The sequence below is a fragment of the Streptomyces sp. NBC_00503 genome (assembly GCF_036346895.1).
Lineage (GTDB): Bacteria > Actinomycetota > Actinomycetes > Streptomycetales > Streptomycetaceae > Streptomyces.
In genome coordinates, this window is sequence record NZ_CP107855.1 from 4,827,852 (window position 1) to 4,841,916 (window position 14,065).

12 protein-coding genes are annotated in these 14,065 nt (G+C 71.8%); 10 read left to right on the forward strand and 2 right to left on the reverse strand.

From position 1 onward, the window contains the following. The first annotated feature begins 6 nt into the window (after positions 1 to 6). The 5 genes from OG490_RS22545 to glmM all read left to right on the forward strand — a co-directional run bounded on the left by OG490_RS22545 (position 7) and on the right by glmM (position 5,699). Positions 7 to 1,635, forward strand: a complete 1,629-nt coding sequence (locus OG490_RS22545; protein ID WP_330298086.1) for an ABC-F family ATP-binding cassette domain-containing protein — start codon at positions 7 to 9, stop codon at positions 1,633 to 1,635. A 66-nt stretch (positions 1,636 to 1,701) separates the two neighbouring features. Next, positions 1,702 to 2,961, forward strand: a complete 1,260-nt coding sequence (locus OG490_RS22550) for a glycosyltransferase family 87 protein (RefSeq protein WP_330298087.1) — start codon at positions 1,702 to 1,704, stop codon at positions 2,959 to 2,961. Between the two features lie 233 nt (positions 2,962 to 3,194). Continuing rightward, the gene (gene rplM, locus OG490_RS22555) at positions 3,195 to 3,638 is read left to right on the forward strand and encodes a 50S ribosomal protein L13 (RefSeq protein ID WP_330298088.1); all 444 of its coding nucleotides are present in this window, start codon (positions 3,195 to 3,197) and stop codon (positions 3,636 to 3,638) included. A 42-nt stretch (positions 3,639 to 3,680) separates the two neighbouring features. Then, positions 3,681 to 4,205: a 30S ribosomal protein S9 gene (gene rpsI / locus OG490_RS22560; RefSeq protein ID WP_330298089.1), complete on the forward strand. Its 525-nt coding sequence runs from the start codon at positions 3,681 to 3,683 to the stop codon at positions 4,203 to 4,205. A 135-nt stretch (positions 4,206 to 4,340) separates the two neighbouring features. Beyond that, the gene (gene glmM, locus OG490_RS22565; RefSeq protein WP_330298090.1) at positions 4,341 to 5,699 is read left to right on the forward strand and encodes a phosphoglucosamine mutase; all 1,359 of its coding nucleotides are present in this window, start codon (positions 4,341 to 4,343) and stop codon (positions 5,697 to 5,699) included. 92 nt (positions 5,700 to 5,791) lie between these two features. Here the strand turns inward: glmM and OG490_RS22570 are convergent, their stop codons facing one another. Beyond that, on the reverse strand, positions 5,792 to 6,742 hold the full coding sequence (locus OG490_RS22570) for a DUF389 domain-containing protein (RefSeq protein WP_330298091.1): 951 nt from the start codon (positions 6,740 to 6,742) through the stop codon (positions 5,792 to 5,794). 27 nt (positions 6,743 to 6,769) lie between these two features. After that, a complete protein-coding gene (coaA, locus tag OG490_RS22575) occupies positions 6,770 to 7,705 on the reverse strand; it encodes a type I pantothenate kinase (protein ID WP_330301011.1) in 936 nt (311 codons plus the stop codon). A 415-nt stretch (positions 7,706 to 8,120) separates the two neighbouring features. Between coaA and OG490_RS22580 the strand changes: the two genes are divergently transcribed. From OG490_RS22580 to alr, 5 genes are all read left to right on the forward strand, one after another. After that, on the forward strand, positions 8,121 to 8,891 hold the full coding sequence (locus OG490_RS22580; protein WP_330298092.1) for a hypothetical protein: 771 nt from the start codon (positions 8,121 to 8,123) through the stop codon (positions 8,889 to 8,891). Positions 8,892 to 9,013: 122 nt separating this feature from the next. Continuing rightward, entirely contained in the window at positions 9,014 to 10,861 is a 1,848-nt protein-coding gene (gene glmS / locus OG490_RS22585) for a glutamine--fructose-6-phosphate transaminase (isomerizing) (protein ID WP_330298093.1), read from the forward strand. 77 nt (positions 10,862 to 10,938) lie between these two features. Beyond that, the gene (locus tag OG490_RS22590; RefSeq protein WP_330298094.1) at positions 10,939 to 11,307 is read left to right on the forward strand and encodes a holo-ACP synthase; all 369 of its coding nucleotides are present in this window, start codon (positions 10,939 to 10,941) and stop codon (positions 11,305 to 11,307) included. Positions 11,308 to 11,323: 16 nt separating this feature from the next. Then, entirely contained in the window at positions 11,324 to 12,730 is a 1,407-nt protein-coding gene (locus OG490_RS22595) for an NAD(P)H-hydrate dehydratase (protein WP_330298095.1), read from the forward strand. Between the two features lie 167 nt (positions 12,731 to 12,897). Beyond that, positions 12,898 to 14,055 (forward strand): alanine racemase, encoded by a 1,158-nt coding sequence (gene alr / locus OG490_RS22600; RefSeq protein ID WP_330298096.1) that lies wholly within the window; start codon positions 12,898 to 12,900, stop codon positions 14,053 to 14,055. Positions 14,056 to 14,065 lie beyond the last annotated feature (10 nt).

Consider the following 14,065-nt stretch of genomic DNA (forward strand, 5'->3'; position numbering starts at 1 on the left):
TGGACAATGCCCGGCATGGGACATCTCGAAGCCAGCCACCTGGAGTACTACCTTCCCGACGGGCGGGTTCTGCTCCCCGACGTCTCCTTCCGGGTGGGGGAGGGAGCGGTCGTCGCCCTCGTCGGGGCGAACGGGGCCGGCAAGACCACACTGCTGAAGATGATCTCCGGTGAGCTCCAGCCGCACGGCGGCGGCGTCACCGTCTCCGGCGGCCTCGGCGTGATGTCGCAGTTCGTGGGCTCCGTACGGGACGAGACGACCGTACGGGACCTCCTGGTCTCGGTGGCCCAGCCGCGGATCCGCGCCGCCGCGAAGGCCGTGGACCACGCCGAGCAGCTGATCCTGACCGTGGACGACGAGGCCGCCCAGATGGCCTACGCGCAGGCGCTGAGCGACTGGGCGGACGTCCAGGGGTACGAGGCGGAGACCCTGTGGGACGTCTGCACGATGGCCGCGCTGGCGATCCCGTACGACTCGGCGCAGTTCCGCGAGGTGCGCACGCTCTCGGGCGGTGAGCAGAAGCGCCTGGTGCTGGAGGCGCTGCTGCGCGGGCCGGACGAGGTGCTGCTGCTCGACGAGCCGGACAACTACCTGGACGTCCCGGGCAAGCGGTGGCTGGAGGACCAGCTGAAGGCCACCCGCAAGACGGTGCTCTTCGTCAGCCACGACCGGGAGCTGCTGACCCAGGCCGCCGAGAAGATCATCAGCCTGGAGGCGAGCCCGAACGGCTCGGACGTGTGGATCCACGGCGAGGGCTTCTCCACCTTCCACGACGCCCGCAAGGAGCGCTTCGCGCGCTTCGAGGAGCTCAAGCGGCGCTGGGACGAGGAGCACGCCCGGCTGAAGGCCCTGGTGCTGCGACTGCGCGGCCAGGCTGCGAGCAGCCCGGACATGGCCTCGCGGTACCACGCGATGCAGACCCGCTTCAAGAAGTTCGAGGACGCGGGCCCGCCGCCCGAGCCGCCGCGCGAGCAGGACATCCGGATGCGGCTCAAGGGCGGCCGTACGGGCGTGCGCGCGCTCACGGTGGAGAACCTGGAGCTCACCGGGCTGATGAAGCCCTTCTCCCTGGAGGTCTTCTACGGGGAGCGGGTCGCGGTCCTGGGCTCGAACGGCTCCGGGAAGTCCCACTTCCTGCGCCTGATGGCGGGGGAGGACGTCAAGCACACGGGTACGTGGAAGCTCGGCGCCCGCGTGGTGCCCGGCCACTTCGCGCAGACCCACGCCCACCCCGAGCTGTTCGGCCGCACACTCGTCGACATCCTGTGGACGGAGGCGGCGAAGCCGCTGGGCCAGGCGATGGGCGCCCTGCGCCGCTACGAGCTGGAGCGCCAGGGGGACCAGCCCTTCGAGAGGCTCTCGGGCGGCCAGCAGGCGCGTTTCCAGATCCTGCTGCTGGAACTGGCGGGTACGACGGCGCTGCTCCTGGACGAGCCGACGGACAACCTGGACCTGGAATCGGCGGAGGCGCTGCAGGACGGGCTGGAGGCCTACGAGGGCACTGTGTTGTGCGTCACGCACGACCGGTGGTTCGCCCGCACATTTGACCGTTATCTGGTCTTCGGTTCGGACGGTGTTGTGCGGGAGACTACGGAGCCCGTCTGGGACGAACGTAGGGTCGAGCGCAAGCGCTAGGGGGAGGCCTCCCCCCGGCTTGGTCGAGGGGAAGTCGTCGTGGGGTTGCGGCCGAGTGTGTGGGTCATGAAGTGGGACACCCCGTCCTCCTGGGACCGGCGGGTGGCGTGGCTGCTGCGGCCCGCCCCCCGGTCCTGGCGGGCCGTGACCCTGGTGATCCTGCTCGCGGTCGCGGTCTCGGCGAGCCTGCGGGTGAACTGGGGCTCGGACAACGCCTTCGTCGTCAAGGCGGCGGACGCCCTGCTCGCGGGGGTGTCCCCGTACGAGGACAAGCGCTTCCTCTACCTCCCCAGCGCCGTCATCATGGCGATCCCCGAGGCGCTGCTGCCGGCCCCGCTGCTGCGCTGCGTGCTGCCGCTGGGGATGACCGGGCTGGTCGGGATCGGCTGGTGGGCCGCGCTGAAACTGTTCTCGGTGCCGGTGCGCTCCCGGCTCGCGGTGGGCGGCTTCGGACTGTTCGCGCTGGCCTACAAGCCGTACATCAACCTCGTGCTCATCGGGAACTGGACGGCCATCTCGGCCGCCGCCCTGCCGGTGGCGCTGCTGCTGGCGCACCGGCGCTCCTGGGGGGCCGCCGGGCTGGTGGTGGGCCTGGCCATCGCGTGCAAGCCGATGCTGGTGCCGATCGGGCTGCTCTTCGTCCTCGCGCGGCAGTGGCGGGGACTGGCGGTGGCGGTGGGCGTACCGCTGGGGCTGTCGCTGGCCGGGGCGCTGATGATGCCGCACCCGATGCTGTTCTTCACCAAGACGCTGCCGTTCCTGCTGCACGGCCAGGACTCCTACGCGCTGCCCTGGGACGCCTCGCCGATCGCGGCGCTGCCGCGGCTGGGGGTGCCGGCGCCGCTGGCGGTGCTGCTGGCCTTCGCGGGGGCCGGGTGCGGTCTGTGGGCGGCCTGGCGGCGGTGGCGGCGGCCCGTGGAGACGGACGGGGACCGGGGTGAGCTGAGGCTGGTGGAGACGGCCTGCATGGTGATGCTGGCCGCATTCCTGGTGTCGCGGCCGTCCTTCGACCACTACCTGCTGGTGGTGCTCCCGCTGCTGCTGGTGTCGGGGGTGCGGGCGGGCTCGATGCCGCGCTCGCCCTGGTTCTGGCTGGCCCTGGTGCCCCAGACCGCGGGCATCCCGTGGCCCTCGGAGTTCGAGCACAAGCGGCGTGCTTTCAAGGACATGGTGACCCTGTGCTCGCTGGCCGGATTGCTGGCCCGGCGTTCGCTGCGTCCGATCCGGGTTACTCTGGACCCAGTACGAACTACGGGGTCCCCACCCAGGACCGAACCGGAGTGCGCCGCAACCCCCGTCGAGACGGGATCGCGGACCGCGTTTTGACCCTTCCAGGTCTTCAGGGGTACCCTGCTGGTTCGTTATGCGTATTGGCTTGCTCATTCTCACGTGAACTGCCTTACGCCGGTCCACCGGGCCGATGACCAGCGGTACACACGGGTTGCGTCTCCGATGTGAACCAGGGCTGTCGTGATCGTCCGTGGTGACCCATGTCAGGACCCGTCCCTCGGGCTCACCCCCCGGGGATGACCCACCACTGAAGAAGCGAAGGCATACGCGTGCGTACGTTCAGCCCCAAGCCCGGCGACATCTCGCGCCAGTGGCTCGTCATCGACGCTCAGGACGTTGTCCTCGGCCGTCTGGCGACCCAGGCCGCTGCCCTCCTGCGGGGCAAGCACAAGCCGACTTACGCCCCCCACATGGACATGGGCGACTTCGTCATCATCGTCAACGCCGACAAGGTTCACCTGTCCGGCAACAAGGCGACCCAGAAGATGGCGTACCGCCACTCCGGTTACCCGGGTGGTCTCCGCTCCGTGCGTTACGACGACCTCCTGGCGAACAACCCGGAGAAGGCCGTCGAGAAGGCCATCAAGGGCATGCTCCCCAAGAACACCCTGGGCCGTCAGATGATCTCGAAGCTGAAGGTCTACTCGGGCGAGAACCACCCGCACGCTGCGCAGCAGCCGGTGGCGTTCGAGATCACCCAGGTCGCGCAGTAGTTCCGGCCACCCCCTAAGACGTAGAAAATTCTGAGGAGCATCGTGGCCGAGACCACCGCCGAGACCCCTGTCATCGAAGAAGAGTTCGAGGGCAACGTCGAGGAATACACCACCGAGTCCGCTGACGTAGTCGAGGGCGACTACACCTCGGAGTCCCTTGCCGGTCGCTTCGGCGACCCCCAGCCGGCCGCCGGCCTGGGCCGTCGCAAGAACGCCATCGCCCGCGTCCGGATCGTTCCGGGCACCGGCAAGTGGAAGATCAACGCCCGCACCCTTGAGGACTACTTCCCCAACAAGGTGCACCAGCAGGAAGTCAACGAGCCCTTCAAGCTCCTCGAGCTCGACGGCCGCTACGACGTCATCGCCCGCATCTCGGGTGGCGGCGTCTCCGGTCAGGCCGGTGCCCTGCGCCTCGGTGTCGCTCGTGCGCTGAACGAGGCCGACGTCGACAACAACCGCCCGGCGCTGAAGAAGGCCGGCTTCCTTTCCCGCGACGACCGTGCGGTCGAGCGCAAGAAGGCCGGTCTCAAGAAGGCCCGCAAGGCTCCGCAGTACAGCAAGCGTTAATCTGCGCCTGCTGTTCTGCAACGAATCCGCCCCGGCAGCACTCTCCGTGCTGCCGGGGCGGTTCGTTTACTGCCACAAGCGGCAGATACATGGCACAAGTGGTCACAAACGCAGTGTGAACTCGGGAGGACAACAGTGGGACGACTCTTCGGGACGGACGGTGTACGAGGCGTCGCGAACGCGGATCTGACGGCCGAGCTGGCGCTCGGCCTCTCCGTGGCGGCCGCACACGTACTGGCCGAGGCGGGCACCTTCGCGGGTCACCGCGCCACCGCCGTAGTGGGCCGGGACCCCCGTGCCTCCGGTGAATTCCTGGAGGCCGCAGTCGTCGCCGGCCTCGCGAGCGCGGGCGTGGACGTCCTGCGCGTCGGTGTGCTGCCCACCCCGGCGGTGGCGTATCTCACCGGTGCGCTGGGCGCCGACCTCGGCGTGATGCTCTCGGCCAGCCACAACGCCATGCCCGACAACGGCATCAAGTTCTTCGCGCGCGGCGGGCACAAGCTGGCCGACGAGCTCGAGGACCGGATCGAGTCCGTCTACGAGGACCACCGCACGGGCGCTCCGTGGGACCGGCCCACCGGCTCCGGCGTCGGCCGCGTCTCCGACTACACCGAGGGCTTCGACAAGTACGTCGCCCACCTCATGGGTGTCCTCCCGAACCGCCTCGACGGCCTCAAGGTGGTCCTGGACGAGGCGCACGGCGCGGCCGCCTTCGTCTCGCCGGAGGCCTTCACCCGGGCCGGCGCCGAGATCGTCACGATTGGCGCCGAGCCCGACGGCCTGAACATCAACGACGGCTGCGGCTCCACCCACCTCGGTCTGCTCAAGCAGGCCGTCGTCGAGCACGGCGCCGACCTGGGCATCGCGCACGACGGGGACGCGGACCGCTGCCTGGCCGTGGACGCGAACGGCGCCGAGATCGACGGCGACCAGATCCTCGCCGTGCTCGCGCTTGCCATGCGCGAGGCGGGGCACCTGCGCGAGGACACCGTGGTCGGCACCGTGATGTCGAACCTGGGCTTCAAGCTGGCCATGGAGGCCGAGGGCATCCAGGTCGTGCAGACCGGGGTCGGCGACCGGTACGTCCTGGAGTCGATGAAGGAGCACGGGTACGCGCTGGGCGGCGAGCAGTCCGGCCACGTGATCATCCTCGACCACGCCACCACCGGCGACGGCACCCTGACCGGCCTGATGCTGGCGGCGCGGATCGCGGCCACCGGCAAGTCGCTCGCGGAGCTGGCCGGGGTCATGAGCCGGCTTCCGCAGGTCCTGATCAACGTCCCCGACGTGGACAAGTCCCGGGTCACGACCTCGGCCGAGCTGGCCGCGGCCGTCGCGGACGCGGAGCGGGAGCTGGGCTCGACCGGGCGCGTACTGCTGCGCCCCTCGGGCACCGAGCCGCTCGTCCGGGTGATGGTGGAGGCCGCCGACATCGAGCAGGCCCGCTCCGTCGCCGGCCGCCTGGCCGACGCGGTGAAGTCGGCCCTCGGCTAGACCCCGCACGGTTGTCATGGAACCGGCCCCGCGCTACGAAGCCTCGTAGCGCGGGGCCGGTCCCGTATCCGGGGCCCTTCGGGGGCCCGGGATCAGGCCTTGGGCTGCGGGCGGCGCCAGTGGCCGCGCTGGGTGCGCCACAGGAGTTTTTGGCCCAGCAGGGTCAGTACGCCGGCCAGCATGATTCCGCACAGGTTCAGCAGCAGCTGCTCGGCCGAGCCCCACATCTGGGCGAACTCCCCGTAGCTGAGCGCCACGGCCGCGTTGGCGCCGGCCGGGACGGTGGTCACCGAGATCGCGACGCCGACCAGCGCCCCGGACTTCGCCGAGGTCAGCGAGAGCACCCCGGCCACGCCGGCGAGCAGGGCCACGACGAAGGAGAACGGGTCCGGCTGCCAGATGAAGCTGGTGTTGGGACGGGGCTTGTCCAGCATTCCCGCGTGGAACAGGCCGAGGGCGTCCATCACCAGGCTGAAGACGGTGGTCGCGACCATCGCGGCGGCGAAGCCCACCAGCAGGGCGACCAGGGAACGGGCGGCCAGCCTCGGGGCGCGCTGCACCAGGCCCGTGCAGACGCCCGCGAGCGGGCCGAACTCGGGGCCGACCGCCATCGCGCCCACGATCAGGATGGCGTTGTCGAGGACCACACCGCAGGCCGCGATCATCGTCGCGACGATCATGAAGGCGGCGTAGGTGATGGAGAGGGTGGACTCCTCGTGCGTCGCCCCGGTCAGCTGCTCCCACAGGACGGCGTCGGCGGCCTCGCCCGGGGCCTCCTCCTCGGCCCGGTCGGCCCGCTCCGAGAGGGAGAGGTCGATGTTCTCGACCGCGATCGAGCCGTCCTTGTCGATGGAGAGCATGCGCAGCTCGTGCAGGAGCTCGTCGCCCGCCTCGCGGGCCACGTCGCACAGCACGATGTCGCCCGCGGGAATGCGGGCCGCGCCCGGCAGCACCGCCAGATGGGTGGTGCCGACCGTCCCCTCGATGATCCGGACCACCGCGTCCGTGCGGTCGGGCGGGATGATCATCCGTAGATGCAGCATGGCCGCACAGTAGCCCGCGAGGCGCCGTCAGAGCTTGCGCAGACTCAGCTTCTGCACCTTGTGGTCCGGGCCCTTGCGCACGACGAGGGTGGCGCGGCCGCGGGTCGGGGCCACGTTCTCCAGCAGGTTGGGCTTGTTGATGGTCCGCCACATCGTCTGCGCGTACTCCAGCGCCTCCTCCTCGGAGACCTGGGTGTACTTGCGGAAGTAGGAGAAGGGGTTCTGGAACGCCGTCTCGCGCAGCTTGCGGAACCGGTTGAGGTACCAGCGCTCGATGTCCTCGGGGCGGGCGTCCACGTACACGCTGAAGTCGAAGTAGTCGGCGAGCGCGACCCTGGTGCGGCCGTCGTTGCCGGGCAGCGCCGGCTGGAGGACGTTGAGCCCCTCGACGATCAGGATGTCGGGGCGGCGCACGACGAGCTGCTCGCCGGGGACGATGTCGTAGATCAGGTGCGAGTAGACCGGGGCGGTGACCTCGTCCTTGCCGGCCTTGATGTCGGCGACGAAGCGGGTCAGCGCGCGGCGGTCGTAGGACTCCGGGAACCCCTTGCGGGCGGTCAGCCCGCGCCGCTGGAGCTCCTTCATCGGGTACAGGAAGCCGTCCGTGGTCACCAGCTCCACGCGCGGGTGCTCGGGCCAGCGGGCGAGCAGGGCCTGGAGGAGGCGGGCCACGGTGGACTTGCCGACGGCCACGGAGCCGGCGACCCCTATGACGAAGGGGGTGCCCTGCTGCGCGCCCTGGCCGTTGCCGGCGTCGCCGAGGAAGGTGTTGAGGGTGCCGCGGAGGTTGCTGGTGGCCCCCACGTACAGGTTCAGCAGCCGGGAGAGCGGCAGGTACACGTCGCGGACCTCGTCGAGGTCGATGACGTCGCCGAGCCCGCGCAGCCGCTCGACCTCGCCGGCCGTCAGCGGCAGCGGGGTCCGCTCGCGCAGGGCGCTCCACTCCGCGCGGGTGAGGTCCACGTAGGGGGAGGCCTCGTGGCCCCGGCGGCGCGTGGGGTGCGCGGCAGGCTCGGGGTGCGCGGGGTGCTCCGATCCGACGGGGCGCTCCGTTGCGCTTTCGTCCGGCGTGCTTCGTGGCGGCGAAGTGATCACAGGGCCATTGTCGGGGCTCGGGGGCGGTTGTGGGTGGTGTGGTCGGTCACGTGCCGCCGGGCCTTATGGCCCGGGGTGGGCGGGTTGTACCGGGGGCGGTCCGGATTGGGGCACTGTGCGGTCTCAGTGGGATCACGATGGGCGGGGCGCGCAAATCAATGCTGGCGCGGGGCATCCGGTCACGTACGGTGTTGAGCACCGCAGCTCGTACCGCCGCCCCGTTCCGGGGGCGCCGCGGCGCGCTGCCCGTTTCCGCAGACCATTCCCGTGGGGGGAACCACACATGCGCAGCACTCTCGTCCGCCGTACCGTCCTGTCCGCCTCGGCCGTGTCCCTGGCGCTGCTCGCCACCGCGTGCGGCGGCACGGAGAAGGCCGACGCCAAGAAGGACGACACGAAGCCGTCCGCCTCCGCTCCGGCGGCCCCGGCCGTCAAGGGCAAGACGGACGCCGAGCTCGGCGGTGTCCTCCTGGTCCAGGCCGATCTGCCCGACTACGTCTTCAAGGCCGCCACGCCCGAGGAGGCCAAGGCGGGCGCCGGGGCCACCAGCGACAAGCCCGCATGCCTCCCGCTGGTCAAGGCGCAGTCCATGACGGCGATCGGTTCCTCCTCCGGCACCGCGCGGGTCAAGGTCGTCGCCAAGGGCAAGGCTCCGGCCGCGGACGCGAGCCCGGAGGAGAAGCTGAAGGCCGGTATGGACGCCCTCGGCGCGACCGCCACCGCCGTCACCCTGCAGTCGTACGAGGGCAAGGGCGCGGAGGATGCCTTCGCCTCGCTCAAGAGCGCGGGCACGCCGTGCGCCTCCGGCTACACGGCCACCCAGGCGGGCGAAGCCGGCAAGGTCACCAAGGTCGCCCCGGCCGCCCCGGTCACCGCCGGCGACGAGGCGATCGCCTACACCATCGCGGGTGACGCGGACGGCGAGGCGTTCACGACGCAGCTCGTGGTCGTGCGCAAGGGCAACACCCTCGCCACCTTCTCCGCCGTCAGCCTCGCCGGCACCGCCGAGCAGCCGACGGCCGTCGTCGCGGCGCAGGTCAAGAAGCTCGGCTGACCTTAGGTCCCGCATGCTCGGCCACGCATGCGTCAACCCCGCTCCGGCACATTCGCCGGGGCGGGGTTTTCGTCTTGTTCAGGTACCGGGCGGGGAGCCAACTACGGCGTACCCTGCGGCTTATGTGCGGAATCGTGGGTTACGTGGGAGCGCAGTCGGCGCTCGATGTGGTCATTGCCGGACTCAAGCGGCTGGAGTACCGCGGCTACGACTCGGCGGGTGTCGCCGTGCTCGCGGACGGCGCTCTCGCTTCGGTCAAGAAGGCCGGCAAGCTGGTCAATCTGGAGAAGGAACTGGTCGGGCACCCGATGCCGGCCGGTTCCACGGGGCTGGGACACACCCGGTGGGCGACCCATGGCGGGCCCACCGACGTCAACGCCCACCCGCACCTCGACAATTCGGGGCGCGTGGCCGTCGTGCACAACGGGATCATCGAGAACTTCGCCGCGCTGCGGGCCGAGCTGGCCGGGCGCGGGCACCGGCTGGAGTCCGAGACGGACACCGAGGTCGTGGCGCACCTGCTGGCGGAGCGGTTCGAGGACTCCGGGGACCTCGCGGAGGCGATGCGGCAGGTGTGCCGGCTGCTGGAGGGGGCCTTCACCCTGGTCGCCGTGCACGCCGACGACGCGGACGTGGTGGTCGGCGCGCGCCGGAACTCGCCCCTGGTCGTGGGCGTTGGAGAGGGTGAGAACTTCCTCGCCTCGGACGTGGCCGCGTTCATCGCCCACACGCGGTCCGCGATCGAGCTGGGGCAGGACCAGGTCGTCGAGCTCCGCCGCGACGGTGTCACGGTGACCAACTTCGACGGTTCGGCCGCGAACGTGCGGGCGTACCACGTGGACTGGGACGCCTCGGCGGCCGAGAAGGGGGGTTATGACTACTTCATGCTCAAGGAGATCGCCGAGCAGCCGAAGGCTGTCGCCGACACCCTCCTGGGCAGGATCGACGCGAGCGGACTGCTGACCCTCGACGAGGTGCGCATCCCGGATTCGGTGCTGCGCGAGGTCGACAAGGTCGTGATCGTGGCGTGCGGTACGGCGTACCACGCGGGCATGATCGCGAAGCTGGCCATCGAGCACTGGACCCGCATCCCGTGCGAGACGGAGCTGGCCAGCGAGTTCCGCTACCGCGACCCGATCCTGGACCAGCGGACGCTGGTGATCGCGATCTCGCAGTCGGGCGAGACCATGGACACCCTCATGGCGCTGCGGCACGCGCGCGAGCAGGGTGCCAAGGTGCTGGCCGTCTGCAATACGAACGGCTCGACCATCCCGCGCGAGTCGGACGCCGTGCTGTACACGCACGCCGGACCCGAGGTGGCCGTCGCCTCGACCAAGGCGTTCCTGACGCAGCTGGTGGCCTGCTACCTGGTCGCCCTGTACCTCGGGCAGGTGCGGGGTACGAAGTGGGGCGACGAGATCCGGGCGGTGATCCGGGAGCTGTCGGACATCGCCGCGGCGGTGGACACCGTACTGGAGACGATGGAGCCGGTACGGGAGCTCGCGCGCTCCCTGGCCGACAAGAACACGGTGCTCTTCCTGGGCCGGCACGTCGGCTACCCGGTGGCGCTGGAGGGTGCGCTCAAGCTCAAGGAGCTCGCGTACATGCACGCCGAGGGCTTCGCGGCCGGCGAGCTCAAGCACGGGCCGATCGCGCTGATCGAGAAGGACCTGCCGGTGGTGGTGGTCGTACCGTCGCCGCGCGGGCGTTCGGTGCTGCACGACAAGATCGTGTCGAACATCCAGGAGATCCGGGCGCGCGGGGCGCGGACCATCGTGATCGCGGAGGAGGGCGACGAGGCGGTCGTCCCGTACGCCGACCACCTGATCCGCATTCCGGCCACTCCGACGCTGCTCCAGCCGCTGGTGGCGACCGTGCCGTTGCAGGTCTTCGCGTGCGAGTTGGCGACCGCGCGGGGCAATGAGGTGGACCAGCCGCGTAACCTCGCGAAGTCGGTGACTGTGGAGTGAGCGCAGCGAACGGAGCAGGTCGCCGACAATGGGGCGCAGCGGTGACCGTCGAATAAATGGCTTCGTAGGGGTGCGTTGTGATTATCGGTGTGGGGATTGACGTTGCCGAGGTCGAGCGGTTCGGCGTGGCACTGGAACGGACGCCGAGCCTGGCGCAACGCCTCTTCCTCGATGCCGAGTTGACCCTGCCGGGCGGCGAACGGCGCGGAACCGCCTCGCTCGCCGCCCGGTTCGCGGCCAAGGAAGCACTGGCCAAGGCCCTCGGCGCGCCCGCCGGGCTGCTGTGGACCGACGCCGAGGTGTACGTCGAGGACAGCGGGCAGCCCCGGCTGCGGGTGTCCGGGACGGTCCAGGCGCGGGCCGCGGAGCTGGGCGTGAAGTCCTGGCACATATCCCTCAGCCACGACGCGGGCATCGCCTCCGCGGTGGTGATCGCCGAGGGATAGCGGGCAGGGTGGTGCCATGCGTACTGCTTACAGCGTGGAGACCGTACGGGCCGCCGAGCGCGAGCTGATGGCCCGGCTGCCCGAGGGCGCCCTGATGCAGCGGGCGGCGGCGGGACTGGCCGCCGTCTGCGCCCGGCTGCTGCCCCGGGTGTACGGGTCCCGGGTCGTCCTGCTGGTCGGCCCCGGGGACAACGGCGGCGACGCCCTGTACGCGGGCGCCCGCCTGGCCCGGCGCGGCGCCGGGGTGACGGCGGTGGCGATGGATCCGGCGCGGGTGCACGCGGGCGGCCTGGCCGCGCTGCGGGCCGCGGGAGGCCGCCTCGCCGAGGAGGTGCCGCACCGGGCGGACCTGGTCCTCGACGGGCTGGTCGGCATCGGCGGGCGCGGCGGGCTGCGGCCGGCGGCGGCCGCGCTGGTGGAGCGGATCCCGGCGGGCGCGCCGGTGGTGGCCGTGGACCTGCCGAGCGGGGTGGACGCGGACACCGGGGAGGTGGCGGGGGCGGCCGTACGGGCGGATGTCACCGTGACCTTCGGGGCCCACAAGCCGGGACTGCTCATCGACCCGGGGGCCACCCGGGCCGGGGTGGTGCACCTGGTGGACATCGGGCTGTCCTTCCCGGAGCCGCCCGACGCACAGGCTCCGCTCCACGCGGAGGTGGCCCGGCTGCTGCCGGTGCCCGCGCGGACCAGCGACAAGTACCGGCGGGGCGTGGTCGGGATCATCGCCGGGTCCGCCCGGTACCCGGGTGCGGCGGTGCTCGCCGTGGCGGGGGCCCTGCGGGGCGGCGCGGGCGCGGTGCGGTACGTGGGACCCCCGGCGGTGGCGGACGCCGTGCTCGCCCGCTACCCCGAGACGCTGATCGGGCCCGGCCGGGTCCAGTCCTGGGTGGTCGGTCCGGGGCTGGGCGAGGGCGAGGACCCGGCCGTCGCCCAGGCGCTGGCGCAGCCCGTGCCGGTCCTGGTGGACGCGGACGGGCTGCGCGGGCTGGACCCCGGGGCGCTGCGGGCGAGGCAGGCCGAGACGGTGCTGACCCCGCACGCGGGGGAGGCGGCGGCGCTGCTCGGGGTCGCCCGGGAGGTGGTGGAGGCGGGCCGGCTGGCGGCCGTGCGGGAGCTGGCCGGGCGGTACGGGGCGACGGCGCTCCTGAAGGGGTCGACGACGCTGGTGTGCTCCGGGGACGCGCGGACGGTACGGGTGAACCCGACGGGCACGGCGTGGCTGGCGACGGCCGGGAGCGGTGACGTGCTGTCGGGCCTGGCGGGGTCGCTGCTGGCGGCCGGGCTGTCCGGGGCCGACGCGGCGTCGGTGGCGGCGTACCTGCACGGTCTCGCGGGCCGCATCGCCTCGGACGGCGGCCCGCTGCTGGCCCACGACATCGCCGCCGCCCTGCCCGCCGCCTGGCGCGAGGTGGCCGCCGGCTGAGCGGCCGGGTGAGCCGCTGAGCCGCTGGCTGAGCAGCCGGGTGAGCCGCCCGCCGGGCCACCGGTGCCCCGGCGCACCGCGGCCGCGCGTGGAGCCGTAGCCGGAGGTGGAGCCGGATGTGGAGCCGCAGACGAGCGCGACGGTCGGCCTCTGAGAGACTGTGGGGGATGAACGAGACACCCACGCGCGTGTACGCCGAGATCGATCTTGACGCCGTACGGGCGAACGTGCGCGCGTTGCGCGAGCGGGCGCCCCGGGCCGAGGTGATGGCCGTAGTCAAGTCCGACGCCTACGGGCACGGCGCCGTGCCCTGCGCCCGGGCGGCCCTCGAAGCCGGTGCGACCTGGCTCGGGACCGCCACCCCCGAAGAGGCGCTCGCGCTGCGCGCCGCCGGGGTCGGCGGGCGGATCCTGTGCTGGCTGTGGACCCCCGGCGGGCCGTGGCGGCAAGCCATCGAGGCCGACGTGGACGTCGCCGTCAGCGGGATGTGGGCCCTGGAGGAAGTGCGCGCGGCCGCCCGCGCCGCCGGGCGCACGGCCCGGATCCAGCTCAAGGCCGACACCGGCCTCGGCCGCAACGGCTGCCAGCCCGCCGACTGGGCCGAGCTCGTCGGTGCGGCCGTCGCCGCCCAGGCCGAGGGCACCGTCCACGTCACCGGGCTGTGGTCCCACTTCGCCTGCGCCGACGAGCCCGGACACCCCTCCATCGCGCTCCAGCTCACCGCCTTCCGCGACATGCTCGCGTACGCCGAGAAGGAGGGCATCGAGCCCGAGGTCCGGCACATCGCCAACTCGCCCGCCACCCTGACCCTGCCCGAGAGCCACTTCGACCTCGTCCGGTGCGGCCTCGCCGTGTACGGGGTCTCCCCGGCCCCCGAACTCGGCACCCCCGCCCAGCTCGGGCTGCGCCCCGCCATGGCCCTGAAGGCCTTCGTGGCCCTGGTCAAGGAGGTCCCCGCCGGACACGGGGTCAGTTACGGGCACCACTACGTGACCGAGGACGAGACCCGGCTCGCGCTCATCCCGGCCGGCTACGCCGACGGCATCCCGCGGCACGCCTCGGGCCGCGGCCCCGTCCTCCTCGGGGGCCGGACGCGGCACGCCGCCGGACGCGTGGCCATGGACCAGTTCGTCGTGGACATCGGCCCCGAGGACCGGGTCCTGCCCGGCGACGAGGTGGTCATCTTCGGCGACGGCGAACGCGGCGAGCCCACCGCCGAGGACTGGGCTCAAGCGGCGCACACGATCGCGTATGAGATCGTCACACGTATCGGGGTCAGGGTTCCCCGGGTGTACCGCGACGGAAGTACCGCAACGGCTGAGTGAGGGCGGCGGC

What these genes read in the sequence shown, in the direction of transcription:
- OG490_RS22545 (WP_330298086.1), top strand. Translation starts at nt 7, where the DNA reads ATGCCCGGCATGGGACATCTCGAAGCCAGCCACCTGGAGTACTACCTT.
- OG490_RS22550 (WP_330298087.1), top strand. Translation starts at nt 1,702, where the DNA reads ATGAAGTGGGACACCCCGTCCTCCTGGGACCGGCGGGTGGCGTGGCTG.
- OG490_RS22570 (WP_330298091.1), bottom strand. Translation starts at nt 6,742, where the DNA reads ATGCTGCATCTACGGATGATCATCCCGCCCGACCGCACGGACGCGGTG.
- OG490_RS22580 (WP_330298092.1), top strand. Translation starts at nt 8,121, where the DNA reads ATGCGCAGCACTCTCGTCCGCCGTACCGTCCTGTCCGCCTCGGCCGTG.
- glmS (WP_330298093.1), top strand. Translation starts at nt 9,014, where the DNA reads ATGTGCGGAATCGTGGGTTACGTGGGAGCGCAGTCGGCGCTCGATGTG.
- OG490_RS22595 (WP_330298095.1), top strand. Translation starts at nt 11,324, where the DNA reads ATGCGTACTGCTTACAGCGTGGAGACCGTACGGGCCGCCGAGCGCGAG.
- alr (WP_330298096.1), top strand. Translation starts at nt 12,898, where the DNA reads ATGAACGAGACACCCACGCGCGTGTACGCCGAGATCGATCTTGACGCC.